The sequence below is a fragment of the Paracoccus sp. ME4 genome (assembly GCF_046736325.1).
Taxonomy (GTDB): Bacteria; Pseudomonadota; Alphaproteobacteria; order Rhodobacterales; family Rhodobacteraceae; genus Paracoccus.
In genome coordinates this window covers 115,014-138,046 of sequence record NZ_CP151276.1, presented here as the reverse complement: position 1 = coordinate 138,046, position 23,033 = coordinate 115,014, and the positions used below count along the sequence as shown (strand labels likewise).

The 23,033-nt window shown below is 71.3% G+C and carries 21 protein-coding genes; 6 read left to right on the top strand and 15 right to left on the bottom strand.

What is annotated here, in order from left to right:
• Positions 1-28: 28 nt before the first annotated feature.
• From AACG61_RS00660 to hslV, 3 genes are all read right to left on the bottom strand, one after another.
• The gene (locus AACG61_RS00660) at positions 29-208 is read right to left on the bottom strand and encodes a PLDc N-terminal domain-containing protein (protein ID WP_411838105.1); all 180 of its coding nucleotides are present in this window, start codon (positions 206-208) and stop codon (positions 29-31) included.
• A 61-nt stretch (positions 209-269) separates the two neighbouring features.
• The gene (gene hslU / locus AACG61_RS00655) at positions 270-1,577 is read right to left on the bottom strand and encodes an ATP-dependent protease ATPase subunit HslU (RefSeq protein WP_411838104.1); all 1,308 of its coding nucleotides are present in this window, start codon (positions 1,575-1,577) and stop codon (positions 270-272) included.
• 101 nt (positions 1,578-1,678) lie between these two features.
• Complete coding sequence (hslV, locus tag AACG61_RS00650; protein ID WP_411838103.1) at positions 1,679-2,233, bottom strand: ATP-dependent protease subunit HslV; 555 nt, start codon at positions 2,231-2,233, stop codon at positions 1,679-1,681.
• A gap of 101 nt (positions 2,234-2,334) precedes the next feature.
• Here hslV and AACG61_RS00645 point away from each other — a divergent pair, with 101 nt between their 5' ends.
• Positions 2,335-3,234: a hypothetical protein gene (locus AACG61_RS00645; protein ID WP_411838102.1), complete on the top strand. Its 900-nt coding sequence runs from the start codon at positions 2,335-2,337 to the stop codon at positions 3,232-3,234.
• Between the two features lie 33 nt (positions 3,235-3,267).
• Here AACG61_RS00645 and trxA read toward each other — a convergent pair whose 3' ends face one another.
• From trxA to tsaE, 5 genes are all read right to left on the bottom strand, one after another.
• Positions 3,268-3,588, bottom strand: coding sequence for a thioredoxin (gene trxA / locus AACG61_RS00640; protein ID WP_411838101.1), 321 nt, complete (start codon positions 3,586-3,588; stop codon positions 3,268-3,270).
• 82 nt (positions 3,589-3,670) lie between these two features.
• Entirely contained in the window at positions 3,671-7,033 is a 3,363-nt protein-coding gene (gene addA, locus AACG61_RS00635) for a double-strand break repair helicase AddA (protein ID WP_411838100.1), read from the bottom strand.
• The gene (gene addB, locus AACG61_RS00630) at positions 7,026-9,965 is read right to left on the bottom strand and encodes a double-strand break repair protein AddB (protein WP_411839547.1); all 2,940 of its coding nucleotides are present in this window, start codon (positions 9,963-9,965) and stop codon (positions 7,026-7,028) included. Before addB ends, addA begins: the two co-directional genes overlap by 8 nt.
• 1 nt (position 9,966) lies before the next feature.
• Positions 9,967-10,632, bottom strand: coding sequence for a nucleotidyltransferase family protein (locus AACG61_RS00625; RefSeq protein ID WP_411838099.1), 666 nt, complete (start codon positions 10,630-10,632; stop codon positions 9,967-9,969).
• Positions 10,620-11,996, bottom strand: a complete 1,377-nt coding sequence (gene tsaE, locus AACG61_RS00620; protein WP_411838098.1) for a tRNA (adenosine(37)-N6)-threonylcarbamoyltransferase complex ATPase subunit type 1 TsaE — start codon at positions 11,994-11,996, stop codon at positions 10,620-10,622. Before tsaE ends, AACG61_RS00625 begins: the two co-directional genes overlap by 13 nt.
• A gap of 102 nt (positions 11,997-12,098) precedes the next feature.
• Between tsaE and AACG61_RS00615 the strand changes: the two genes are divergently transcribed.
• The gene (locus AACG61_RS00615) at positions 12,099-12,710 is read left to right on the top strand and encodes an SH3 domain-containing protein (RefSeq protein ID WP_411838097.1); all 612 of its coding nucleotides are present in this window, start codon (positions 12,099-12,101) and stop codon (positions 12,708-12,710) included.
• Here AACG61_RS00615 and dapB read toward each other — a convergent pair.
• Positions 12,701-13,540, bottom strand: coding sequence for a 4-hydroxy-tetrahydrodipicolinate reductase (gene dapB / locus AACG61_RS00610; protein WP_411838096.1), 840 nt, complete (start codon positions 13,538-13,540; stop codon positions 12,701-12,703). The genes AACG61_RS00615 and dapB overlap by 10 nt on opposite strands.
• A gap of 72 nt (positions 13,541-13,612) precedes the next feature.
• Between dapB and rbfA the strand changes: the two genes are divergently transcribed.
• The 3 genes from rbfA to truB are packed head-to-tail and all read left to right on the top strand — an operon-like array spanning position 13,613 to position 15,721.
• The gene (rbfA, locus tag AACG61_RS00605; protein ID WP_411838095.1) at positions 13,613-14,026 is read left to right on the top strand and encodes a 30S ribosome-binding factor RbfA; all 414 of its coding nucleotides are present in this window, start codon (positions 13,613-13,615) and stop codon (positions 14,024-14,026) included.
• Positions 14,016-14,774 carry a phosphodiester glycosidase family protein gene (locus tag AACG61_RS00600; protein WP_411839546.1) on the top strand — a complete coding sequence of 253 codons (759 nt, stop codon included), beginning with the start codon at positions 14,016-14,018 and terminating at the stop codon, positions 14,772-14,774. The genes rbfA and AACG61_RS00600 overlap by 11 nt, the downstream gene beginning before the upstream one ends.
• Before the next feature lie 53 nt (positions 14,775-14,827).
• On the top strand, positions 14,828-15,721 hold the full coding sequence (truB, locus tag AACG61_RS00595) for a tRNA pseudouridine(55) synthase TruB (protein ID WP_411838094.1): 894 nt from the start codon (positions 14,828-14,830) through the stop codon (positions 15,719-15,721).
• A 51-nt stretch (positions 15,722-15,772) separates the two neighbouring features.
• Here the strand turns inward: truB and AACG61_RS00590 are convergent, their stop codons facing one another.
• The 3 genes from AACG61_RS00590 to AACG61_RS00580 form a co-directional block, all read right to left on the bottom strand.
• Positions 15,773-16,591 (bottom strand): NlpC/P60 family protein, encoded by an 819-nt coding sequence (locus AACG61_RS00590; RefSeq protein ID WP_411838093.1) that lies wholly within the window; start codon positions 16,589-16,591, stop codon positions 15,773-15,775.
• Positions 16,591-17,961, bottom strand: coding sequence for a leucyl aminopeptidase family protein (locus AACG61_RS00585; RefSeq protein ID WP_411838092.1), 1,371 nt, complete (start codon positions 17,959-17,961; stop codon positions 16,591-16,593). Before AACG61_RS00585 ends, AACG61_RS00590 begins: the two co-directional genes overlap by 1 nt.
• Positions 17,962-18,054: 93 nt before the next feature.
• Positions 18,055-18,390, bottom strand: coding sequence for a hypothetical protein (locus AACG61_RS00580; RefSeq protein WP_411838091.1), 336 nt, complete (start codon positions 18,388-18,390; stop codon positions 18,055-18,057).
• A 182-nt stretch (positions 18,391-18,572) separates the two neighbouring features.
• Here AACG61_RS00580 and AACG61_RS00575 point away from each other — a divergent pair, with 182 nt between their 5' ends.
• Positions 18,573-19,220, top strand: a complete 648-nt coding sequence (locus tag AACG61_RS00575; protein WP_411838090.1) for a carbonic anhydrase — start codon at positions 18,573-18,575, stop codon at positions 19,218-19,220.
• 22 nt (positions 19,221-19,242) lie between these two features.
• Here the strand turns inward: AACG61_RS00575 and AACG61_RS00570 are convergent, their stop codons facing one another.
• From AACG61_RS00570 to AACG61_RS00560, 3 genes are all read right to left on the bottom strand, one after another.
• Complete coding sequence (locus tag AACG61_RS00570; RefSeq protein ID WP_411838089.1) at positions 19,243-19,842, bottom strand: DedA family protein; 600 nt, start codon at positions 19,840-19,842, stop codon at positions 19,243-19,245.
• Between the two features lie 4 nt (positions 19,843-19,846).
• Positions 19,847-20,869: an aspartate-semialdehyde dehydrogenase gene (locus AACG61_RS00565; RefSeq protein WP_411838088.1), complete on the bottom strand. Its 1,023-nt coding sequence runs from the start codon at positions 20,867-20,869 to the stop codon at positions 19,847-19,849.
• Between the two features lie 187 nt (positions 20,870-21,056).
• Positions 21,057-23,018 carry an autotransporter domain-containing protein gene (locus tag AACG61_RS00560; RefSeq protein ID WP_411838087.1) on the bottom strand — a complete coding sequence of 654 codons (1,962 nt, stop codon included), beginning with the start codon at positions 23,016-23,018 and terminating at the stop codon, positions 21,057-21,059.
• Positions 23,019-23,033: the final 15 nt, after the last annotated feature.

Genomic DNA, 23,033 nt, shown 5'->3' with positions numbered 1-23,033 from the left:
CGCCCCTGTGCGGGGCGCGCGGCGCGGGTCAGAGGCGGACGTTCGACTTCGGTCCCGCAAAGTACCAGATGATCAGGCCGACCACCGGCAGGATCACGATCAGCAGGATCCACAGGATCTTGGATTTGTTGCTGGCATTCGTGTTGATGATCTGCGCGATCGCCCAGACATCCAGCACGAAGATGATGACGCTGAAAATCCAACCCATGTGATCCGTCCCCTTGTGTGTTCAGCCAGCCAACCCGACAGGGCCACGCCGGGTTCCCCGGTCACAGGACATAGCGCGACAGGTCGGTCGACCGCGACAGATCGCCCAGATGGCGTTCCACGAAATCGGCATCCACGCTGACCGACTGGCCGCTGCGGTCGGGGGCGGTGAAGGACAGCTCCTCGAACACCCGCTCGATCACCGTGTACAGCCGGCGCGCGCCGATGTTCTCGACCGAGGCGTTGACCTCCGCCGCGATGCGGGCCAGCGCGGCGATGCCGTCCTCGGTGAACGCCACGGTGACGCCCTCGGTCTGCATCAGCGCGGTGTACTGGCGCGTCAGGGCGTTGTCGGTTTCGGTAAGGATGCGGATGAAGTCCTCCTCGGTCAGGGCGCGCAGCTCGACCCGGATCGGCAGGCGGCCCTGCAGCTCGGGCAGCAGGTCCGAGGGTTTCGCGACATGGAATGCGCCCGAGGCGATGAACAGGATGTGGTCCGTCTTGACCGCGCCGTATTTGGTGCTGACCGTCGTGCCCTCGATCAGCGGCAGCAGGTCGCGCTGCACGCCCTCGCGGCTGACATCGCCGCCGCGCGCCTCGGCGCGGGCGCAGACCTTGTCGATCTCGTCGATGAAGACGATGCCGTTCTGCTGCACCGCCTCCAGCGCCGCGGCCTTGACCGTGTCGTCGTCCAACAGCTTGTCGGCCTCCTCCGCGATCAGCAGCTCATAGCTTTCGGCCACCGTCACCTTGCGGCGCACCTTGCGGCCGCCGAAGGCCTTCATCAGGCCGGACAGGTCCATCATGCCGCCCAGGGGCTGGCCCGGCTGGCCCGGCATCTCCATCCCGCCCAGCGGGTTGGAGTTGTCCTGCACCTCCAGCTCGATCACAGTGTCGTCCAGCTCTCCGCGCTTCAGCTTGTCGCGGAACATCTGACGGGTACCGTCGCGGGCATCCTTGCCGGCCAAGGCCTCGACCACGCGCTCCTCGGCGGCCTTGTGGGCGCGGGCCTTGACCGCCTCGCGCATCCGCTCGCGCGTGTCGATCATGGCGGCATCCGCCAGGTCGCGGATGATCTGCTCGACGTCGCGGCCGACATAGCCGACCTCGGTGAACTTGGTCGCCTCGACCTTGATGAAGGGCGCGTTGGCCAGCTTGGCCAGACGGCGGCTGATCTCGGTCTTGCCGACGCCGGTCGGCCCGATCATCAGGATGTTCTTGGGATAGACCTCGTCGCGCAGGTCGTCGCCCAGCTGCTTGCGGCGCCAGCGGTTGCGCAGGGCGACGGCGACGGCGCGCTTGGCGTCGTTCTGGCCGATGATGAACCGGTCCAGCTCGGACACGATCTCGCGGGGGGTCAGGTCAGTCATGGATGTCTCTCCTGAAAAGGACCCGGCGCAGCGCACCGCTCGTCCTTTCTTCTTCACTCAAATATCCTCTGGGGGTCCGGGGGGCGAAGCGCCCCCGGCCTTTACCCGATGGTCTCGACCGTCAGGCGCCCGTTCGTATAGACGCAGATATCGGCCGCGATCTGCATGGCCTTGCGTGCGATCGCCTCGGCGTCCAGATCGCTCTCCAGCAACCCCCGCGCCGCGGCCAGGGCGAAGTTTCCGCCCGACCCGATGGCCGCCACGTCATGTTCGGGCTCCAGCACGTCGCCCGCGCCGGTCACGACCAGCAAATCGACGCCGTCGGTCACGATCAGCATGGCCTCCAGGTTGCGCAGGTACTTGTCCATGCGCCAATCCTTGGCCAGATCCACACAAGCGCGCTGCAGCTGACCGGGGGCCGCCTCCAGCTTCTTCTCCAGCCGCTCCAGCAGGGTGAAGGCGTCGGCGGTCGAGCCGGCAAAGCCCACGACCACGTCGCGTCCGCCGGGGGTCAGGCGGCGCACCTTGCGGGCGCTGCCCTTCATCACGGTCGGGCCGACGCTGACCTGTCCGTCGCCTGCCACGACCACCTTGCCGCCCCGGCGCACCGCCAGGATCGTCGTGCCGTGCCAGCCGGGAAATCTGTCCTCTGCCATCGGGCCTGCTCCATCTGTCTTTCGTCGGCTCAGCAGATATGAACCCCCACGGCCCGGCGCAACCCGTTGAAAACCGGCCGCACCCGCCCTAGCATCCGGGCATGAGCGATCTGTTGCTGAGCGTCTATCTGCATGCCCCCATCCTGCAGACCGCGCAGGCGGGCAAGCTGGGTTTCCTGAACCGCATCCGCGCGCTTCTGGAATCGCGCGGCTGGCGGATCGAGATCCACCGCTCGGGAGAGGCCGCCCGCGCCATGGCCCCGGACCGCCCCGGCTATGCGCTCTACAACATGGAGCGTCCGACCCATGACCGCGCGCTGACCTTTCGATTGGCCTATCACTATCCCTACTGGCGGCTGGAACGTCTGGCCGAACGCTGGCGCTGGCCGATCGCGCAGACCGCCTTCGACCCCGCCCGGATCGAGGACGATGCCGCGCGCAACTTTGCCCGCCGCCTGCGCGCCCGCGTGCTGCCGGGGCCGGACCCGGTGCGGGGCGATCACATCCTGATCCCGCTGCAGGGCCATATCCGCCGCCAGCGCAGCTTTCAGTCGGCCAGTCCGGTGCAGATGATCCGCGCCACCGCCCGCACCGGGCGCCCCTGCATCGCGACCCTGCACCCCAAGGAGGTCTATGACGATGCCGACCGCATAGCCCTGGACCGGCTGGCGCGCGATCACCCGAACCTGACCATCTGCGCAGACACAGCGGCGCGGCTGCGCGATTGCGCCTTCGTGGTGACGCAGAACAGCGGCGTGGGGTTCGACGGGCTGATCCTGGGCAAGCCGGTGGTGCTGTTCGGGCTGTCCGATTATCACCATGTCACGCTGGATGCGGGGCGGCTTGGCGCCGATCGCGCCTTGGCGATGGCCGCCGATCACGACCCCCCGACCGCGAAATTCCTGGACTGGTTCCTGCGCCGCACCAGCCTGGACATGATGGCGCCCGATGCCGACGACCGCCTGCTGGCGGCCATGAAAAAAGGCGGCTGGCCCGTCTGAGGGGCCGCCGCCTTTCGCGTCATTCAGGCCGGATCAGACGGATTCGTCGATCCAGCTTTTCAGCGCGGCCTTGGGGGCGGCGCCCATGCGGTTCGACACGACCTCTCCGCCCTTGAACATGAACAGCGCGGGGATGCCGCGCACGCCCAGGGCCGCGGCCTGTTCGGGGTTCTCGTCCACGTTGATCTTCACGATCTTCACACGGCCCGCATATTCGTCGGACAGCTCCTCCAGCGCGGGGCCGATCTGCTTGCAGGGGCCGCACCATTCGGCCCAGAAATCGACGATCACGGGGGTGTCGGCCTGACGCACCTGGGCGTCGAAGTCGGCGTCGTTCACATGCACGGTGGCCATGGTCGGGCTCCTTTTCGGAAATGGGGGCCGGCAGGACCGGCAGGACGGGATGCCCAACAGCTATGGGCGGGGGGGGCTTTGGTCAAGGGACGGGGGCCAGTTCGGCCATCACCCGGTCCAGAAGCGCGTCGGGCAGGGTCATCAGGCTGCGCGTCGCGGTCCACAGGACCGCCATGCGCAGGGGCCGGTCCGGCCAGATGCCGCGCAGCGCCGCGCGATAGGCCGCCATCTGCCGCAGGATGCCCAGGGGGACGGCCTCGGGGGTCGCGGGCACGTCGGCATTGGTCTTGTAATCGACGGCGGTGATCAGCGCCTCGGTCACGACCAGCCGGTCGATCACCCCGTTCAGCACCCCCAGCCCCGTGACGGGCGCGGTCAGCGCGACCTCGGACAGGACCTGCGCGCCCGGTCCGGGCTGCATCAGCGCCTCCAGCGCCGGGGCGGTCAGGACCGCGCGCGCCTCCTCCAGCAGGTCGTCCAGCTCGGGCGCATCGGGCAGACCGCCCTCGGCCCCGGCCAGGATCGCGCGGGCGATGCGGGGCCAGTCCGGCGCAGGATGGCCCGGCAGATGCTCCAGCAGCAGATGCAGCCGGGTGCCGCGCAGCATGGCCGCGTCGCGGTCGCCCGCGCTGGTGGGGGTCAGGACCTTGGCCCCGCCCAGCCCGCTGGCGGTGACGGGGGCCACGAAATCGGGCGCGGGGGGCGGCATGCGCAGCGCCCAGTCCGGTGCGGCGACCGGCTGCACCACGACGGAAGGGGCGGCCTCGGCCTGGTCGGGCCAGTCCCCCCAGGACAGGCGCAGGCCGGTGCCCAGCCCCTCGACCGGCAGGTCCCCGCGGTCCAGCGCGGCGCGGCCCGCGCCCTCGGCCACCATGGCGTGCCAGCTGTCCAGCCCCTCGCCCGTCTCTCCGGCGGCGGCCACGATCAGCCAGCTTTCGGCCCGCGTCATCGCGACGTAAAGCAGCCGCCGCCGCTCCTCCTCCTGCCGGGTCTGCCACTCGGCCACGGCCATCGCCACCGCGTCGCAGCGCTCGGGCGCCGCGCCGCGCCAGACGGGCATCCCGTCCAGCCGCACCAGGGGCTGGCGGTTGTTCGGCTTGCGCAGCTGCGTCTCGGGCAGGATCACGACGGGGCTTTCCAGGCCCTTGGAGCCATGCACCGTCATCACCCGGATCAGCCCGCCCGCGCCGCCGGGCAGCTGGCGCTTGACCTCGACCTCGTCGCTGGCCAGCCAGACCAGGAAACCGGTCAGGGAGGGCGTCTCGACCTGCTCATAGGCCAGGGCCTGGGACATCAGCTCATCGATGCCGTCCACCGCCTCGGGGCCAAGCCGCGCCAGCAGCGCCGCACGCCCCCCGTGCCGGGTCAGCAGCCGCGCGATCAGGTCATGCGGGCGCAGATAGTCGGCCTGCCCCGCCAGGTCGTTCAGGACCGCCTGCGCCGCGACATGGCGCGATTCGCGCAGCCGCATCCATAGGTATTCCCGCTTGGCGCGCCCCGCCGCCAGCCGATAGAGGTCATCCTCGGACAGCCCGAACAGCGGCGAGCGCAGCGCCGCGGCCAGCGAGAGGTCATCCTCGGGCGTGGCCAGCACCGACAGAACAGCTACGATGTCGCGCACGGCCAGTTCGCCCGCCAGGCGCAGCCGGTCCGCACCCGCCGCCGGCAGGCCCGCGGATTTCAGCGCCGCGATCAGCGCCGCGAACAGCGTGCCACGCCGCTGCACCAGAATCTGGATGTCGCCCGCATGGATCGGGCGCGGCCGACCCGACTTCGCGTCCAGGATGGGCGTGCCCAGCATGGCGCGGATGCGCGCGGCGATCAGCCGGGCCAGCTGCGTGTAGGCGTCGTTCTCGGATGGCGCATCGACGGGCCGGGTCCAATCCTCGGGCTCGGCCTTGTCGGGCTGGGGCAGGGCGGGCCAGATGTCCACGCGCCCCGGCAGCGCGTCGCGGAAGGCGACGTGGCGGGGCGGATCGCCCAGGCCCGCCGCGGCCTCTCCCTGAAAGACCGCATCGACCAGCGCCAGCACCGCCGGCGACGACCGGAAGCTGTGGGCCAGCCCGCGCTGCTGCATCGGCGCCTGTACGGCCTGAAAATCGGCGGCGAAGCGGTCGCGCATCGCCTCGAAGACCGCGATGTCGGCGCCCTGGAAGGAATAGATCGACTGTTTCGGATCGCCCACCACGAACAGGGTGCGCGGCCGGTCATGCGCGCCCGCGCCGCTGGTGAATTCGTCGGTCAGGCGGCGGATCACGCGCCATTGCTCGGGGCTGGTGTCCTGGGCCTCATCGACCAGGATGTGGTCGATGCCGCCATCCAGACGCCACAGCACCCATTGCGCCATGCTGGATTCCTCCAGCAGTTCGGCGGTGCGGCGGATCAGGTCGTCGAAATCCAGCCAGCCCTGTGCGGCCTTGGCGGCCTGCATCCGGGTCGCGAAGGCGTGCCCGAAGCGGTGCAGCGCCAGCGTGCGCTCGGCCGCCGACAGGGCCAGCGCATCCGGGCGGGCCAGCTCCACCCGCTCCATCAGCGCCTCCAGATCCGCCATGAAGGGCGCACAGGCACCCGTCCGCAGGTCCTTGGTCGGCAGGGCGCCGATCTTGGCGCCGAAGGGGACCTTGGCGTCCTTGCCGTAAAGCAGGCAGCCGAACAGCCGCTCCAGATCGGCCATGCCGGGATCGCGCCAGGTCACCTGGGCCAGCGCCTCGGCCAGCTTGGCGTCGGTCGCCTTGCCGGTCCGCAGCACCGGGATCAGGGTATCGGCCAGATCGGCCTCGGCATCGGTGAAGACCCGCGCCAGCAGCGCATCCGCCGTCAGGCCGGGCGGCAGGTCCAGCGCAGCCCAGATCGCGGCTGCGTCCGGCGCATGGGCGTAATCGGGCAGCGACAGCCCGGCCAGGAACCCGTCCAGATCCTCGCCGCCATGCAGGCGGGTCAGGTCGGCGATGGCGGGATGACCCTCCTCGGCCATCTCCTCGACGATCTCGGCGCGCAGCGCGCGGGCGCTGCGGTCGTCCAGCTCCGCGAACCCCATCGGCACGCCCGCCTCCAGCGGAAAGCGGCGCAGGACGGCGGCGCAGAAGCTGTGGATGGTCTGCACCTTGAGGCCGCCCGGCGTCTCGATCGCGCGGGCGAAGAGGCGCCTTGCGGCGGGCAGGTCCGGGTCGCCCCCCTCGCCCAGCTGCGCCAGCTCAAGGCGCAGGTCAGGCTCGGACAGCATCGCCCATCGGCCAAGCCGCGCCAGCAGGCGGTTCTGCATCTCGGTCGCGGCGGCCTTGGTATAGGTCAGGCACAGGATGCGCTCGGGCGGGGTGCCCGCCAGCAGCAGCCGCGCCACCCGGTCGGTCAGCACCCGCGTCTTGCCCGATCCGGCATTGGCTGTCAGCCAAGTGGACCGCAGCGGGTCCGCCGCCGCGATCTGGTTCCGCGTCGCCTCATCCATCGTGATCGCCCACCTTTCGCGGTTCCGCCGCATCGGTCAGCGCCCATTCGCCGTATCGCGCCAGATGGTCGTAATCGCCCGCATAGGCGGACAGCTGCGGCGCGCGCATGGCGGTGAAGCCCGCCTCTCCGGTCAGATAGGCCTGCATCAGGCGCACGAACCCGTCCCAGGTCTCGGCCTCCAGGCCCGGATCATGGGCGCGGGCGAAGGTCCGCCCCTCGCCGCCCAGCTGGATATAGCGGATGCCCGCCACGTCCACCGGACCCAGCGCGTCGAACCCGCCACGCCGCGCCATCGCGGCCTCCAGCATCAGCTGCTTGTCGAAATGGCGGATCATCGCGTCGGTGGGGGGCGTGCCGGACTTGTAGTCATAGACCATCACCTGCCCGTCGCTGAGCAGGTCGATCCGGTCGGGCTTGGCGGTCAGCACCACGTCCATCCCGGCCAGGGCGACGCGGCCATGGTTCTCGACGATGACGGGCCGGCCCTCGGCCAGGCGGGCCAGCTCGTCGGCGACGATCCGGTCGGCGATGCCCGCGATGCGCGCCTGCCAGAAGGCGCGGGCGGCGGGCCAAGGCACGTCCTCGGCCAGCTTACGCGCGGTGACCTTCAGGAACTGCGCCTTGAGCGCCTCGGGCGCCATGTCCGGATCAGGACGGGCCTTCAGCAGGTCCTCGACGATGGCGTGCAGGGTCTGTCCGCGCAGCGCGGCATCGGGCTGGGGCCGCAGCGCGGGCAGGGGGCGCAGGCCCAGCACGCGCTTGGCATAGACCGCATAGGGGTCGCGGATCAGCAGCGACACATCCGTCACCGGCAGATCCTTGAACGGCCGTCCCGGCGGAATCGGAGAGGGGCGCGCGGCGGGCGCGACCTGCGCGGGCGGGCGGGCCACAGCCTCGGCCAAGGCCAGCCAGCGGTTGCCCCGCGCGCGCATCGCGGCCAGGGCCTCGGGGCCGCGCCGCTCGGGCAGGCCGCCCATCAGGTTCAGCATCCGGTTCAGCCAGCGCGACGGAATCGTCTCGGCCTCGGCGTCGCGCCGCGCGCGGGTCAGGATCACCCGGTCCGCGGCGACGGCCTGCTGAAAGTCATGCGCGGCCAGCCCGATCTGGCGTTCCGGCAGCGGCAGGCCCGCCGCCGCGCGCATCTGGCGCGACAGCCACGGGTCGGGAGACAAAGGCTGCGGCCAGCCGCCCTCGTTCAGGCCCGACAGGATGACGGTGCCGTGGCCGTGCAGGCGCGCCTCGCGCGGGCCGTGGATGCGCAGGCAGTGATGCGCCTCGACATCGTCGCGCACCGCCTTGGCCTGAAGCTCGGTCACCAGCAGGGCGCTGAAATCGGCGGGGCCGATATCGGGACCCTCCGCCGCGTGCTCGGACAGGTGGTCCAGCACGGCGCGCGCCATCTGGCCCGCCTTGTCCTGCCACAGCCGCGACTGCTGGGCGTCGCCCTCCGGCCCGGCGGCCAGCGCGCAGGCCAGGTCCAGCATGTCGGCCAGCCGGTCGGGCAGGGGGCGGGGCGCACGGTCGCGCGCGACGGCGGTGATCCGCGCCAGCATCGCGGACAGCCAGCCCGCCCACAGCTTGCGCACCGCGTCGCCCCTGTCGGCCCAATCGGCCAGCGCCGCGGCGTCCGGAAAGGCCGGGCCGTGGCGGCGCAGCTGCAGCTCCAGCTCGCGGGTCTGGCGCAGCATCTCGTTGCGCGGCAGCGCGGTCGATCCGGTCGCGGTCAGCGGATGCTTCAGCAGGATCAGCAGCCGGTCGATGGTCAGGGCCTGGCCGAACAGCGCCGCCACCTGACGCAGGAACAGGCCCGGCGCGGTGAGGGGCAGGGGACGGCCCGCGCTGTCGTCGGGGCGGATGTGCCAGCGGTCCAGCGCCGCCGTGACGCGCCGGATCAGCCCGCTGTCGGCGGCGATGAGGGTGATCTGCTCGCCATCGCGTTCGGCGGCGTCGCGCATGATCAGCGCGATGGTCTCGGCCTCCTGGCCGGGCTGGTCGGCCTCGATCAGGGTCAGCGCGGCCGTGGCCTCGACCAGATCGGGCAAAGCGGGGCCTTCGGCGATCCACTGGTCGGTGACCGGCGCGGGCCGCAGCGCCAAGGACACCAGCCGGTTGCGCGCGACCGACGGAGGCTTGGCCGCGGTCCAGAGCCGCGGCCGCCCTGCAGCCGCGATCAGCGGCGCAAAGCGCGCCTGCGGGTGGTCGTCGGCGCGCTCCAACCCCTCCCAGACAGCGTCCGGCTGATCGAAGTCGAAGCCCGGCAGCACCACGGCCCCGTCGGGCAGCGCCGCGACGGCCTGCATGAACAGCCGCGTCGCGCCGTGCGACCCGGTGGAGCCCGCGACGATGACCGGCCCCTGCGGCAGATCGATCCCCTGCGGCCAGTCGCGGGCGGCGGCCTCGGCCGCGGCGCGCTGGCGGGCGGGGCGGTCGCGGGACGGATCGCCCAGGTGGAACTCGGCCGCGATGCGCAGGAAGGCCAGCGCGTTCTGCCAGTGGCGCGCGTGATCGCCGGCGTCGATCGCCTCCAGGTCCGACAGGCTGCGGCCTTCGGTCTGCATCTCGACCATCAGCTGCGACAGGGACTGCGCCAGCACGGGGATGGAATGGCCCGCCCCCAGATCGGGGCGCAGGGCCAGCATCCGCGCGATCAGCCGCGCCAGCTGCAGCCGCCGCGCCAGGGGCGGCACCGGCGGGTCGGGCATGACCAACGGCCCCGGATCGATCCCGGTGATCGAGCGGATCTGCGGCAGCAGCAGCGGCCCCGCCCGGTCGAAGGCCCGGAACAGCGCGCCGCGCGTAGGCGCCGCGTTCACAAAGACGGTGACGCGGGCCAGGGCCTCGGGCGGCTGATCGGCCATCCGTTCCAGGAGGCCCTGCACGAAGCACTCGGCGAAATCCACGCCGGAGGGCAGGGCATAGAGGCCGCGCATCTCAGCCACGCAGCAGCCCTTCGGCCAGGGGGATGGCCGCGGGATAGCCCACGTCGCACCAGCCGCCTGGATGGACCATGCCATAGGCGCGCCCATCCGCGATCATCAGGTCCCACAGCCGGTTCAGCGAAAAGGCGCGCTCCGGAATCGCGGCCAGCCGGTCGGTCCGGATCATCTGCGCCCCGCCATAGACGTAATCGCCCCGCCGGATCAGGCGGCCGCCATCCAGGTCGAAATCGCCCGTCCCCTGCCGCCCCGTCGCCCGGTCCAGCGGCACCAGCGCCAGCAGCGCGTCCATGCGGTCGTCCCAGGCCGAGACCAGCGCCGCCAGCACGTTCGGCCCGGTCCAGACCACGTCCGGGTTCAGCGTCAGCACCGGACCCGTGCCCAGCAGCGGCAGCGCCTGGCGCAGCCCGCCGCCGGTGTCCAGGATCACCTCCGGTTCCAGGCTGACGGCCACGTCGCGGTGCTGCAGGTGGCGTTCGATCTGGGCGGCCTTGTAATGCGCGTTCACGACCACCGGCCCCACGCCCGCGGCGCGCGCCATGTCCAGCGAGCGGTCCAGCAGGGTGCGGCCCGCGACCGCGATCAGCGGCTTGGGGCGGTCGTCGGTCAGGGGCCGCATCCGCGTGCCCAGGCCCGCGGCAAAGATCATCAGGGGCGGCATCGGGCGATCCTTTCGCGCAAGGCGGCATCGGGGGCGGGCACCTTTGCCAGCATCGCAGCCAGCGGAGCCAGCGCGGGATGGGTCAGGTCGCGCTGAAGGTTGGCCCAGACCCGCGGCATGAAGTCCAGGTAACGCGCCTTGCCGTCGCGGATGGCCAGCCGGGCAAAGACCCCCAGGATGCGCAGCGCCCGCTGCGCCCCGATCAGCGCATAGGCGGCGCGGAACGGCGCCTCCGCCGCGCCGGTCGCGGCCAGATAGCGGGCAATCTGCGCCTGTTCGGTGGCCGGGTCCACGTCGCGCCGGGCGTCCTGCAGGGCGGACACCAGATCATAGGCCGGGTGCGCCGCCACCGCGTCCTGATAGTCCAGCAGGCCCAGGGGGGCGTCGCCGCGCCAGACCAGGTTCTCGGCATGGAAATCGCGCAGGCTGATCGCCGGGGGCAGGTCGGCGCACAGCCGGTCATGCAGGTCCGCGATCAGCGCGGGCAGGCCGGGCAGGTCGGCGTCGGGATAGTATTCGACGAACAGCGCCGCCAGATCGCCCAAGGCAGGCCCGTCCAGCGGCGCCACGAAATCCGGGACGGGCTGGCGGTGCAGGTCGATCAGCAGGTCGGTGATGCGGTCGTGGATCTTCGGGGCCAGGGCCGGGGCGCGTTCCAGCACGCGGGCGACCAGATCGTCGCCCAGATCCTCCAGCAGCAGGAACCCCTGCGCGGCATCCTGCGCCAGCACGGCGGGCGCGCCGAAGCCGCGGCCCCGCAGCCAGTCGGTCATCGCCAGGAAAGGCGCGACCGATCCCGACGGATCGTCCATCAGCACCCCCACGCCGGGCAGCCGGAAGTATCGCCGGGCCGAGGCGTCGCCCGCCAGGGGCACGACCCGCGCCTCGGCCTGTCCCGCCGCCACGACGAAGGCAGCGCGGGCGGCCAGACGGCCCGCATCGGGCAGGTCCAGCGTGATCCGCCGCAGGTCGGGGTCCGCCTCGGGCGCCAGCGTGATGCGCCAGGCGCCGGGCGGCACCGGGTCCAGCCGGTCGGGCCATTCGATCAGGCAGATCGCCTCCTCCATCGCCTCGTCCAGGCCCAGCTCGGACAGCTCGGACGGGTCGGTCAGGCGATAGAGGTCGGCGTGCCAGATCTGCGTGCCAATCGGGTCGTCATAGGTCTGGACCAGGGTGAAGGTCGGGCTGGGCACGTCCTCGGCCCGATCGCCCTGGCGGGCGCGGATGAAGGCGCGGGCGAAGTGCGTCTTTCCCGCCCCCACCGGCCCCTCCAGCAGGATCGTGGCGGGCGGCGCGATCTGCGCGGCCAGCATCCGCGCAAGGGCGGCGGTCAGGGTCTCATCGGCGGTCACGCATGTGCTCATGGCCCGGTTCTAGCGGGTCGGGGCGCCGGGGGGAACCGGTCAAGCAACCGTGGGATGCGGCCGCGCGCGCGCCGCGCTAGGCTGACCGAAACAGGAGGCCCCATGATCCGCACCGCCCTTGCCCTGATGCTGTCGGCCACGCCCGCGCTGGCCACCCAGGAATACATCCTGCCGACGCTGTTCGACGTGGCCCGCGTGGCCCCGGGCGACGTGCTGAACATCCGCGCCGATCCGAACGGCAGCGCGCCCGTCATCGGCACGCTGGCCCCCGACGCCACGGGCATCGAGGTGGTCGAGGAACGCCGGGGCTGGGGCCGGGTCAACACGGGCGAGGGGTCGGGCTGGGTGTCGCTGCGGTTCCTGGACTATCGCACCGATGTCTGGGAGGAGGACGCCCTGCCCGCGGGCTGGCAATGCTTCGGGACCGAACCCTTCTGGACGGTGATCCCGCAGGGCGATCAGCTGGTGACCGCCATGCCCGGTCTGCCGGACGATACGCGCCCGCTGCGCGCGGTGCGGTCCACCGGCGTGTTCCGTGACCCGACCCGCGCCGTGACGGCGCCGGGCATGACCCTGACCAGCACGCCGCAGCTCTGCTCGGACGGCATGTCGGACCGGCTGTTCGGGCTTCAGGCGCTGGTCGTGATCGAGGGCGAGGAAGGCACCACGCTCCTCAGCGGCTGCTGCTCCATCCAACCGGCGGGTCAGCCCTGAAGGCCCAGCACGTCCAGCATGTCGTATTCGCCGGGCCCCTTGTCCTGACCCCAGATCGCCGCGCGGATCGCGCCGCGCGCGAAGATCGCGCGGTCGGTCGCCAGGTGGCGCAGCACGATGCGCTCGCCCTCGGCGGCGAAGATCACGTCGTGCTCGCCCACCACGTCGCCACCCCGGATCGCGGCAAAGCCGATGCTGCCGGGCTGGCGCGCGCCGGTGATCCCCTCGCGCGCGGGCACGCGCAGATCGTCCAGCGATGCGCCGCGCCCCTGCGCCGCGGCTTCGCCCAGCATCAGCGCGGTGCCCGAGGGGGCGTCGACCTTGTGGCGATGGTGGCTCTCGACCACCTCGATGTCCCAATCCTCGCCCAGGGCGGCGGCGACGCGGCGGGTCAGGCCCATCAGCAGGTTGACGCCCAGGCTCATGTTGCCCGCCCGGATGATCGGCGCGTGCCGCGCGGCGGCCTTCAGCGCGGCCAGGTGATGGCCCTCGAACCCCGTGGTGCCGATCACGTGGACGGCGCGGGCTTGCGCGGTCAGTTCGGCAAAGGCCACGGTCGCGTCGGGCGCGGTGAAGTCGATCACCGCCTGCGCCTGCGCGATGGCCGTCACCGCATCGTCGCTGACCGCGACGCCGGCGGGCGCAGCCCCCATGGCGGTGCCGATGTCTTGTCCGATCCAGGGGTGGCCGGGCCGGTCCAGCGCCCCCACCAGCCGCAGGTCGGGATTGTCCAGGATCAGCCGGATCAGCATCTGTCCCATGCGCCCCGAGGCGCCGGTGACCACGACGCCCGGGCGCATCGGTTGGTCGGTGTTCTGAAGATCGCTCATGGTCCACCTCTGCTGGCTTTGGCGCGTGATACAAGGTTGCGGCGCGCCCCGCGACCCCCTACATCGGGGCGCATGGCACAGAACCGCAACTCCCAAGGCCCCAAACAGCGCCAGCTGCGCGTGGGCGAACTGATCCGCCGCACTTTGTCGGACGTGCTTGCGCGCGCCGATGTGCATGACCCGGATCTGAACCGCCACTCGATCACCGTGGCCGAGGTGTCGATGTCCACCGACCTCAAGGTGGCGACGGCCTATGTGCTGCCCCTGGGGGGGCGCGACGCGCCCGAGGCGCTGGCCGCGCTGCGCCGCAACACGCCCGAGCTGCGCCATCTGGTCGCCAAGGCCATGACCCTGAAATTCGCGCCCGAGCTGCGCTTCCAGCTGGACGAGACCTTCGACCGCATGGACGACACCCGCCGCCTGTTCGAGGACGAGCGCGTGCGCCGCGACGTCGAGGCCCAGGAGCGGGATGGCGATGACGCCTGACCTGCCGCGCCTGCTGGCGGTGGCCCTGGGCGCGCTGGTGGCGATGGCCCTGCCCGCCGCCGCCGCCGATTGCCGGCGCATCGACCATGACGGCCAGGGCTATGTCCTCTGCGAGGTCCCGGCCGATCAGGAGCCCGCGCTGCGGCTGTTCCAGGACGGCCCGGACGGCGCGCCGCTGCGCAATTTCGCCAATGTGCGCCGGACGCTCGGACCCGACGAGACGCTGTCCTTTGCCATGAACGCGGGCATGTTCCATGCCGATTACCGGCCCGTGGGCCTTCTGGTCGTGGACGGGGAGGAGCGGTCGCCGATCGTGACCGGGGCCAGCCGCGACAACTTCGGCATGCTGCCCAACGGCGTCTTCTGCACCGGCGGCGAGCGGCCCTTCCAGGTGATCGAATCGCGCGCCTTCGCCGAGACGCGGCCCGATTGCCGGCTGGCCACGCAGTCGGGGCCGATGCTGGTCATCGACGGGGACCTGCATCCGCGATTCCTGCCCGACAGCGACAGCCGCTATATCCGCAACGGCGTGGGCGTCTCACCCGACGGGCGGACGGCGTGGTTCGCGATCTCCAGCCGGCCGGTGACGTTCCACGAGTTCGGGCGGCTGTTCCGCGATGGCCTGGGCGTGCGCGATGCGCTCTATTTCGACGGCTCGATCTCGCGGCTTTATGCGCCGTCGGTGCGGCGGGCGGATTTCGGGCGCAGCATGGGGCCGATCATCGGCCTGGTCGAGCAGGACGGTTGACCCGTGCGGGCCGCGGGTCTATCCCCCGGCCCTTGATTTTCGCAGGAGTGAGCATGGCGCGCAAGAAGGGCCGGGACGTCAACGGCTGGCTGATCGTGGACAAGCCCGCCGGGGTCAATTCGACCGCGGTTGTGGCCAAGGTGCGATGGGCGTTGGACGCAAAGAAGGCGGGCCATGCCGGGACACTGGACCCCGATGCGACCGGCGTGCTGGCCGTCGCCCTGGGCGAGGCGACCAAGACCGTGCCGATCGTGACGGACGCGCTGAAATGCTATGACTTCGTGGTGACCTGGGGGTCCGAGACCACGACCGACGATGCCTCCGGCACGGTGGTGCGCACGGCCGACGCCCGCCCGAGCGAGGATCAGGTCCGCGCCGCCCTGGCCGGGTTCACCGGCGACATCATGCAGGTCCCGCCCGCCTTTTCCGCCGTCAAGGTCGAGGGCGAGCGCGCCTATGACCTGGCGCGCGAGGGGGTCGAGATGGAGCTGGTCGCCCGGCCCCTCTGGGTGGACAGCCTGACGCTGCTGGAGGCGGGCGAGGGCTGGGCGCGGCTGGAGATGGTCTGCGGCAAGGGCGGCTATGTGCGCTCGATCGCGCGGGATCTGGGGCGCGAGCTGGGTTGCCTGGGCCATGTCGCGCATCTGCGCCGCACCTGGTCGGGGCCCTTCGAGGCCGAGCATGGCGTGGCCTTCGACCGCGTGGACCGCGAGGCGCAGGATTGGCTGGACACGCAAGTTCTGCCGCTGGAGACGGGGCTGGCCGATCTGCCGATGCTGCGCGCCACGACCGAGGGCGCCATCCGCATCCGCAACGGCAATCCCGGCCAGGTGACCGGCAGCGCGGAATGGGGCGAGCTGGTCTGGGTCAGCGATGCCGCAGGCCCGGTCTGCATCGGCCGCTATCAGGGCGGGCTGGTGCAGCCCGAGCGGGTGTTCAACCTCTAGGGCGGGCTGGGGGCGCTGCCCCCGTCCCTGCGGGACTCCCCCGGGATATTGTCATGAAGAAGAAGGGCGGCGCGCACCCTGGAACGGGCCTTCGCCCGCCGCATCGATGCGCGCGATCGCGTCGCGGATGGGCTCCAGCGTGACGTTCATGGTCCAGGCGGTCGCGTGGATCATCAGCTCCGGCGACAGGGCCAGCGCGACATGGCCCGGCCAGAACAGCAGGTCGCCCCGATCGATGCCGTCGGTCGCGGGGAAGGCGTCGCGCTGAAGGTCGCTGTCGCCGGGGCAGGCGATGCCGCAGGCGGTCAGCGCGGCCTGCGCCAGGCCCGAGCAGTCGATGCCGGACCGGCTGTTGCCGCCCCAGAGATAGGGCGTGCCCAAGAGGCTTTCGGCCACCGCGCCGGGATCGGATGCGGGCCGGTCGCCGATATGCTGGACCGGCACCCAGCCCCCGCCCGCCAGCCGCGCGAAGCGACCTTGGACCGCAGCCACGGACAGGCGCGCGCCCATGGTCAGCAGCACGGTCTCGGGGCGCTTCATGTCGGGTTCCGCATAGACATGGGTGGCGGGCGCGGTCACGCGATGGGTGACGGGCGGCAGGTCGCGGGTCAGCGCCGCGGCGGGCAGCCAGCCGCAATAGCCGTCCAGTGCGGCCTGCACGAAGGCCATGTCGCCCCGCGTCTCGATCACGGTCAGGTCGGCGCCGAAGATCACCTGCCGGTCGCGGCGGCCGTCGGGCGCGGTCAGCAGGTCGGCCAGCGGCGCGGCCAGGCGCGCGGGCTCTCCAGCGGTGTAGGCGGGGCGGTCCAGGAGGCCGCGCAGGCTTTCCAGTGCGACGCGGTCGGTGGCGGGGGTCAGGCGGCGGTCCATCAGCGCACCAGGATCTGCGGCAGCGCGGCCAGGATGGCGCGGGCGCCCTGCCCCACGCCGCCCTTGGGCCGGCCCGGCGCGGCCACCGGCTGCCAGCCGTAGATGTCCAGATGCGCATAGCGGCCCGCGCCTTGGGCGAAGCGGCGCAGGAACAGCGCCGCGGTGATGGACCCGGCCATCCCGCCCGCGGGCGCGTTGTCCAGATCGGCGATGCCCGGTTCGATCTGCGGCTCGTAGCCGTCCCAGAAGGGCATGCGCCACAGCGGATCGCCCACCGCCATGCCCGCGTCCTGGATGGCCGTCGCGGTCGCGTCGTCGTCGCAGTAGAGCGGCGGCAGGTCGGGACCGAGCGCCACCCGCGCCGCGCCGGTCAGCGTGGCCAGGGTGATCATCAGGTCCGGCTCCTCCTCGGCGGCATAGGTCATGGCATCGGCCAGGACCAGGCGGCCCTCGGCGTCGGTGTTGTTCACCTCGACCGACAGGCCCTTGCGGCTGGAGAGGATGTCGCCGGGGCGGAAGGCATTGCCCGCGACGCTGTTCTCGACCGCGGGGATCAGCACGCGCAGGCGGAGGCCCGCGGCGTCGCCGCTGCGCGCCAGCATCGACAGGAGGCCGAGGGCGGTCGCCGCGCCCCCCATGTCCTTCTTCATCAGGCCCATCGACGCGCCGGGCTTGAGGTTCAGGCCGCCCGTGTCGAAGCAGACGCCCTTGCCGACGATGGTCAGCATCGGGCCGCTGTCGCCGAGGCGGATGTCGATCAGCCGCGGCTCGATGGCCGAGGCGCGGCCGACCGCGTGGATCAGCGGGAAGTTCTGCTTCAGAAGCTGCGCGCCGCAGATGACCTCGATCCGCGCGCCCAAATCGTTGGCCAGCGCGCGGGCGGCGGCCTCCAGCCGGTCGGGGCCCAGATCGCTGGCCGGGGTGTTGATCAGGTCGCGGGTCAGGAACTCGCCCCCGGCGATGGCGCGCAGGCGGGCGGCATCGACGCCCTCGGGGCAGACCAGCCGCGGTCCCTGCGACGGCGCGCCCTTGTAGCGGGTGAAGCGGTACTGACCCAAAAGCCAGCCCAGGGCCAGCCGGTCGGGGTCCAGCCCGTCGGGCAGGGCGGCCAGCCGCCAGTCGCCCTGGGGCAGGGCATGAGCGCGGGCCAGCGGAAAGCGGTCGCGCGCTGCATCGGTCCGGCTGCCCAGCCCCATCAGCGCGCCGCGCAGCCCGCCCTCGGCATCGGGCAGCAGACAGATCTGACCGGCCTTGCCCGCGAAACCGCAGGCCGCGGGCCAGCCGCCCGCATCGTCGGGCAGAGGATCGCCCGCCCAAACCAGCCAGAGCGGCAATGCGGCATCCGATGCGGGGGCGAAATCCGGTGTCATGGGCAGATCCTTGGCAGTTGGACCGCCAGCCTAAGGACCGCGCCCGGCGGCCGCAACCGGGGCGATGCACGTCGTGCAGAAACCCGCGGGCGGTCAGGCCAGGGCGGTCCGGTCCCAGATCGCGGTCAGCGAGCGGTTGCCGACCCGCATCAGCCGCGCGCGGATCGCGGCCAGCGCGGGCATGTCGCCCCGTTCGGCCGCGCTGCCCAGATCCATCGCCACGCCCGCCAGCGACAGCAGCCCGATCTGCCAGGCCAGGCGCGAGATGCGTTCCGCATGCGCCACCGCCTGCGCCCGGTCGGCCCGGTCCAGCGCCTGATCGACCGCCGCCAGCGCCGTGGCCAGCTGCTCCAGCGCCAGGCCGATCACATGCTGCGCCGCCGTCTCTCCCAGCTCGGCCACGATCTCGGCCACGCGGCGGCTGTCCACGCGAACCGCCTCTGATACGGCCAAAGCCGATATTTGTGCCATCCGCACCTCCGAAGGGATCTGTCCCCGCACCGGGCGACCATGCGGGGCAAGCGGTGAAGAAAGCCTTGAGGGCGGATCAAGAAAAGGCTCGAATTTGTCCTAAACCCGGCCTATCACGCGGGAACGAAAGCGAGGTTCCGATGCACAACCTGTCTCCGCTGCCGCAATACCTGACCAAGCGGTACCACGGCTGGAAGGCGACGTCCTATTCCGAGAACGCCGCCTGGTTCCGCCGCCTGGCCAACGAGGGCCAGCGCCCCCGCGCCATGGTCATCTCGTGCTGCGACAGCCGCGTGCATGTCACCAGCATCTTCGGCGCCGATTCGGGCGAGTTCTTCATCCATCGCAACATCGCGAACCTGGTGCCGGCCTATGCGCCCGACGGGTTGCAGCACGGCACCTCGGCCGCGGTGGAATATGCGGTGACGGCGCTGAAGGTGTCCCATCTGATCGTGGTGGGCCACACCCGCTGCGGCGGCGTGGCGGGATGTCATGCCATGTGTTCGGGCGCCGCCCCCGAGCTGGAGGAGAAGACCAGCTTTGTCGGCCGCTGGATGGACATCCTGCGCCCGGGATACGAGCGGGTGAAGGACCTGGACCCGGCCGATCAGGTGGACGCGCTGGAACGCGAGGCGGTGCTGGTCTCGATCGAGAACCTGCTGACCTTCCCCTTCGTGCGCAGCGCGGTCGAGGCCGGAGAGATGTCGCTGCACGGCCTGCTGCACGACATCAGCGAGGGCACGCTGCTGCAGGCCGAGGATGGCGGCCGCCGGTGGGTGTCGATCTGAGATCGGCCCCCGGCCCGCGCCCTCAGGCGTCGGGCCGCCAGCGGATCACCCGCCACACATAGAGCGCGACGAAGCCCAGCACGATGGCCGTGGAGAGCGGGTCGATCAGGTGGCTGACGGCCTCATAGCCGTTCTCCAGGAGATAGCCTGCGATGGCCAGCCCGCCCGTCCAGATGAAGCTGCCGATGGCGGTGAACAGCAGGAACCGCCCCACCGGCATCTGCGCCAGCCCGGCCGGGACCGAGATCAGCGTGCGGATCGTGGGCAGGAAGCGGCCGAAGAACACCGCCGCCCCGCCGTGACGCGCGAACCAGCCCTCGGCCGAGGTCAGCTCGCTCGGGGTCAGGGTCAGCCAGCGTCCATAGCGGACGACGACGCGGCGCATCCGGGCGGGCCCGTAGGCCAGCCCGATCACGTACCAGAACCAGGCGCCCAGGGTCGATCCGAGCCCGCCCGCCAGGATGGCCAGCCACAGGGGCGTGCCGCCGCGGGCGGCGTTGAACCCCGCCAGCGGCATGATCAGCTCCGACGGGATCGGCGGGAAGACGTTCTCCAGCAGCATGAGGGCGAAGATGGCCCAGGCCCCGCCGTCCTCAAGCAGCCCCGTGATCCAGTCGAACACCCGCTCAGCCCTTCTTCAGGACGCGGTTGCCCAGCAGCTCGGCGATCTGCACCGCGTTCAGCGCCGCGCCCTTGCGCAGGTTGTCGCTGACGCACCACAGGTTCAGGCCGTTCTCGACCGTGCCGTCCTGGCGGATGCGGCTGACATAGGTGGCGTATTCACCCACGCATTCGATCGGCGTGATGTAGCCGCCGGGCTCGCGCTTGTCGACGACCATGACGCCGGGGGCCTCGCGCAGGATGTCGCGGGCCTCGTCCTCGTCCAGGAAGTCCTCGAACTCGACGTTGATCGATTCGGAATGGCCGACGAAGACCGGGACGCGCACGCAGGTCGCGGTGACCTTGATGGACGGGTCCATGATCTTCTTGGTCTCGACCACCATCTTCCATTCCTCCTTGGTCGTGCCGTCTTCCATGAAGACGTCGATCTGGGGGATCACGTTGAAGGCGATCTGCTTCTGGAACTTCTTGGCGGGCTTTTCCTGACCGGGGACGTACATGCCCTTGGTCTGGTCCCACAGCTCGTCCATGCCGTCCTTGCCCGCGCCGCTGACCGACTGATAGGTCGAGACGACGACCCGCTTGATGCGGGCGCGGTCATGCAGCGGCTTCAGCGCCACGACCATCTGCGCGGTCGAGCAGTTGGGGTTGGCGATGATGTTCTTCTTGGCATAGCCGTGGATCGCGTCCGGGTTCACCTCCGGCACGATCAGCGGCACGTCCGCGTCGTAGCGATAGAGCGAGGAGTTGTCGATCACCACGCAGCCCGCGGCCGCGGCCTTGGGGGCGTGGATCTTGGTGGCGTCCGACCCGATGGCGAACAGCGCGATGTCCCATCCGGTCCAGTCGAACTGCTCGATGTCCTTGATCTTCAAAGTCTTGTCGCCAAAGCTGACCTCGGTGCCCTGGCTGCGGCGCGATGCCAGCACGGCGATCTCGTCCACGGGGAACTGGCGTTCGTCCAGGATGTTCAGCATTTCGCGGCCCACATTGCCCGTGGCGCCGGCAACGACGACTTTGTAACCCATTTCGGGGGGACTCCTTTTCCTGCGGTCCGGGGCGTCTAGCGCGAAACCGCGTCCGACGCCAGCATGCGTTGCAGGCCCGCCCCTCGGGACGGCGGGGATGCGGCGGGGCGGTCACAGGCCGCAGGGCCCGGCGGAACCGCCCAATCGCGGGGATGCGCGCCCGACAGGCCGGGCGCGCGGGCGCGTCTCAGAAGCGCAGGCCCAGACCCGCGCCAAGCGTCGCCTGAGAGCCCGCGTCATGGCCGATGCGGCTGTCCAGCGTCACCCAGGCATCGGCCTGATCCGACAGGGCCGTGCTGGCCGACAGGCCCACGCGGACGAAGTTGCGGTCCTGCCCGTCCAGCGTCACCTGCCGGTCGGTGCCCGTCCCGTCGGTCACGCGGATGCGCGAGGGGGCGCCTTCGGCCAGGTCATGGACCAGCGCACCCTGCGCCGACAGCGACACGCTGCGCCCGGCCACGGCCAGGTCGGTGCCGACGCGGCCGCCCAGCTGGACCTCCAGGCTCTCGATGGCCTGACCGGCATAGGTCACCGCGCGGCGGTCGCCCGCCCCTTCGGAGAAGCCGCCGATCCGGGTGCGGCTGTAATCCAGCCCCACGACCGGGCCGTAGGTCACGCCGCCGGCCGTGGCGAAGTCGCGCCCGGCCTGCACCCGCGCGCCCAGGGTATAGGCGTTCGTGGACCAGTCGAAGTCACGCTCGACGATGGTCGCGCCCAGGCCCGAGCGCAGCACGAAGTCGCGCGTGCCCTCCAGGTCGGACTTGCCCCAGCTGACCGCGCCCACGACCCAATTGTCGTTCAGGCTGTAGGCCGCGTCCAGCGACAGCTGCAGCCCGGTCGATTCCAGATCGTCGCCGCTGCGCAGGTCGTCGCCGGTGCGCGCATAGGCCAGATGGCCGCCAAGCGACAGGCCCGGCGCCGCCTGATAGGCCGCCCCCGCCCGCGCCATCAGCGCCGCGCCGCCGTCCCGACCGAAGGTCGCGCTGCTGTCGGGCGTGGCCAAGCCCTGCACCGCGACCGACGGGGTGATCTGCCCGATGGGCGCGTCCGCCCCCAGCCTGTCGCGGGTCGCGCGCAGCGACAGCGCCGCCAGGTCGGCCTGCTGACGCGTGGCCAGGTCGGCGATCTGCGCCGCCGACAGGGCCGCGTCCTGCGACGAGGCGATCAGGTCGGCCCCGGTCTCCTCGATCAGCAGGCGGGTCAGGATGCGGGCATAGTCGCGCATGCGTTGCTCGAACCGCTCGGGGCCCAGGGCGGCCAGCAGGAAGTCCCAGTTGTCCTCGACCGGGTCGTGCCAGGTCGATCCGCCGGGGATCGCCGGATTGTCGGTCTGGGTATAGCCGTCCAAGGCACCCAGATCCCAATTGGTCGCCTCCAGCCACAGGATCGGGATGCCGTAGCCCTCGAACGCGCCCGCGTCCGAACAGCAGCCGGTGTTGATCGGAAAGGCGGGATTGCGGCCCGGATTGCTGCGCAGGTCGATGCCCAGATCGCGCGCGATGTCATGCGCGCGGGTCCACAGCGACAGAAGCGCCGGGTCCTGCAGGTATTCGGTGCCGGCATGGGCATACATGAAGTCGCCGGTGATCAGGCTGTCGATGTTGATCATGCCCGCCATGTCGTCGCGGCGATCGCCCAGCGTCTCGACGTAATGATAGGCCCCCTGCAGGTCGACCTCCTCGGCGCCGAAGGCCACGAATTCCAGCCCCATGTCGGTCTCCAGCCCCGCCATATGGGCCGCCAGCTCGGTCAGCACCCCCGCGCCGGACGCGTTGTCGTCCACGCCCTGCAGGTCGGGGAAGTCGCCCGCGCTGTCGAAATGCGCGCCCACGACCAGGAAGCGGCCATCCGCGCCCGGCATCGACACGACCAGGTTCTGCGACGGGCCGATGGTCGCGCCCGTGCGGCGGTTGACGGCAGTGAAGTCCTGCCGCGTGACGGTGTTGCCGCCGAAGGACAGCCGCCCGCGCATGTATTCCGCCGCGTTGAAGAAGGTCGTGTCGCTCTCCGGCGCGCCGGTGAAGCGGCCCGGATAATCCAGCGCCAGGCTGCGCATCGTGTCATAGCCATAGGCGCCGAAGTCCTGCGCCAGCGCCGGGGTGGCGCAGATCAGCGCCGTTGAGGCCAGGGCGGCCTTGAGGGTGGTCATGGGTTTCTCCCTGTC

Excerpts from the sequence above, each read along its gene's own strand:
- AACG61_RS00660 (WP_411838105.1), bottom strand. The coding sequence starts at position 208 with ATGGGTTGGATTTTCAGCGTCATCATCTTCGTGCTGGATGTCTGGGCG.
- hslU (WP_411838104.1), bottom strand. The coding sequence starts at position 1,577 with ATGACTGACCTGACCCCCCGCGAGATCGTGTCCGAGCTGGACCGGTTC.
- hslV (WP_411838103.1), bottom strand. The coding sequence starts at position 2,233 with ATGGCAGAGGACAGATTTCCCGGCTGGCACGGCACGACGATCCTGGCG.
- AACG61_RS00645 (WP_411838102.1), top strand. The coding sequence starts at position 2,335 with ATGAGCGATCTGTTGCTGAGCGTCTATCTGCATGCCCCCATCCTGCAG.
- trxA (WP_411838101.1), bottom strand. The coding sequence starts at position 3,588 with ATGGCCACCGTGCATGTGAACGACGCCGACTTCGACGCCCAGGTGCGT.
- addA (WP_411838100.1), bottom strand. The coding sequence starts at position 7,033 with ATGGATGAGGCGACGCGGAACCAGATCGCGGCGGCGGACCCGCTGCGG.
- addB (WP_411839547.1), bottom strand. The coding sequence starts at position 9,965 with ATGCGCGGCCTCTATGCCCTGCCCTCCGGCGTGGATTTCGCCGAGTGC.
- AACG61_RS00625 (WP_411838099.1), bottom strand. The coding sequence starts at position 10,632 with ATGCCGCCCCTGATGATCTTTGCCGCGGGCCTGGGCACGCGGATGCGG.
- tsaE (WP_411838098.1), bottom strand. The coding sequence starts at position 11,996 with ATGAGCACATGCGTGACCGCCGATGAGACCCTGACCGCCGCCCTTGCG.
- AACG61_RS00615 (WP_411838097.1), top strand. The coding sequence starts at position 12,099 with ATGATCCGCACCGCCCTTGCCCTGATGCTGTCGGCCACGCCCGCGCTG.
- dapB (WP_411838096.1), bottom strand. The coding sequence starts at position 13,540 with ATGAGCGATCTTCAGAACACCGACCAACCGATGCGCCCGGGCGTCGTG.
- rbfA (WP_411838095.1), top strand. The coding sequence starts at position 13,613 with ATGGCACAGAACCGCAACTCCCAAGGCCCCAAACAGCGCCAGCTGCGC.
- AACG61_RS00600 (WP_411839546.1), top strand. The coding sequence starts at position 14,016 with ATGACGCCTGACCTGCCGCGCCTGCTGGCGGTGGCCCTGGGCGCGCTG.
- truB (WP_411838094.1), top strand. The coding sequence starts at position 14,828 with ATGGCGCGCAAGAAGGGCCGGGACGTCAACGGCTGGCTGATCGTGGAC.
- AACG61_RS00590 (WP_411838093.1), bottom strand. The coding sequence starts at position 16,591 with ATGGACCGCCGCCTGACCCCCGCCACCGACCGCGTCGCACTGGAAAGC.
- AACG61_RS00585 (WP_411838092.1), bottom strand. The coding sequence starts at position 17,961 with ATGACACCGGATTTCGCCCCCGCATCGGATGCCGCATTGCCGCTCTGG.
- AACG61_RS00575 (WP_411838090.1), top strand. The coding sequence starts at position 18,573 with ATGCACAACCTGTCTCCGCTGCCGCAATACCTGACCAAGCGGTACCAC.
- AACG61_RS00565 (WP_411838088.1), bottom strand. The coding sequence starts at position 20,869 with ATGGGTTACAAAGTCGTCGTTGCCGGCGCCACGGGCAATGTGGGCCGC.
- AACG61_RS00560 (WP_411838087.1), bottom strand. The coding sequence starts at position 23,018 with ATGACCACCCTCAAGGCCGCCCTGGCCTCAACGGCGCTGATCTGCGCC.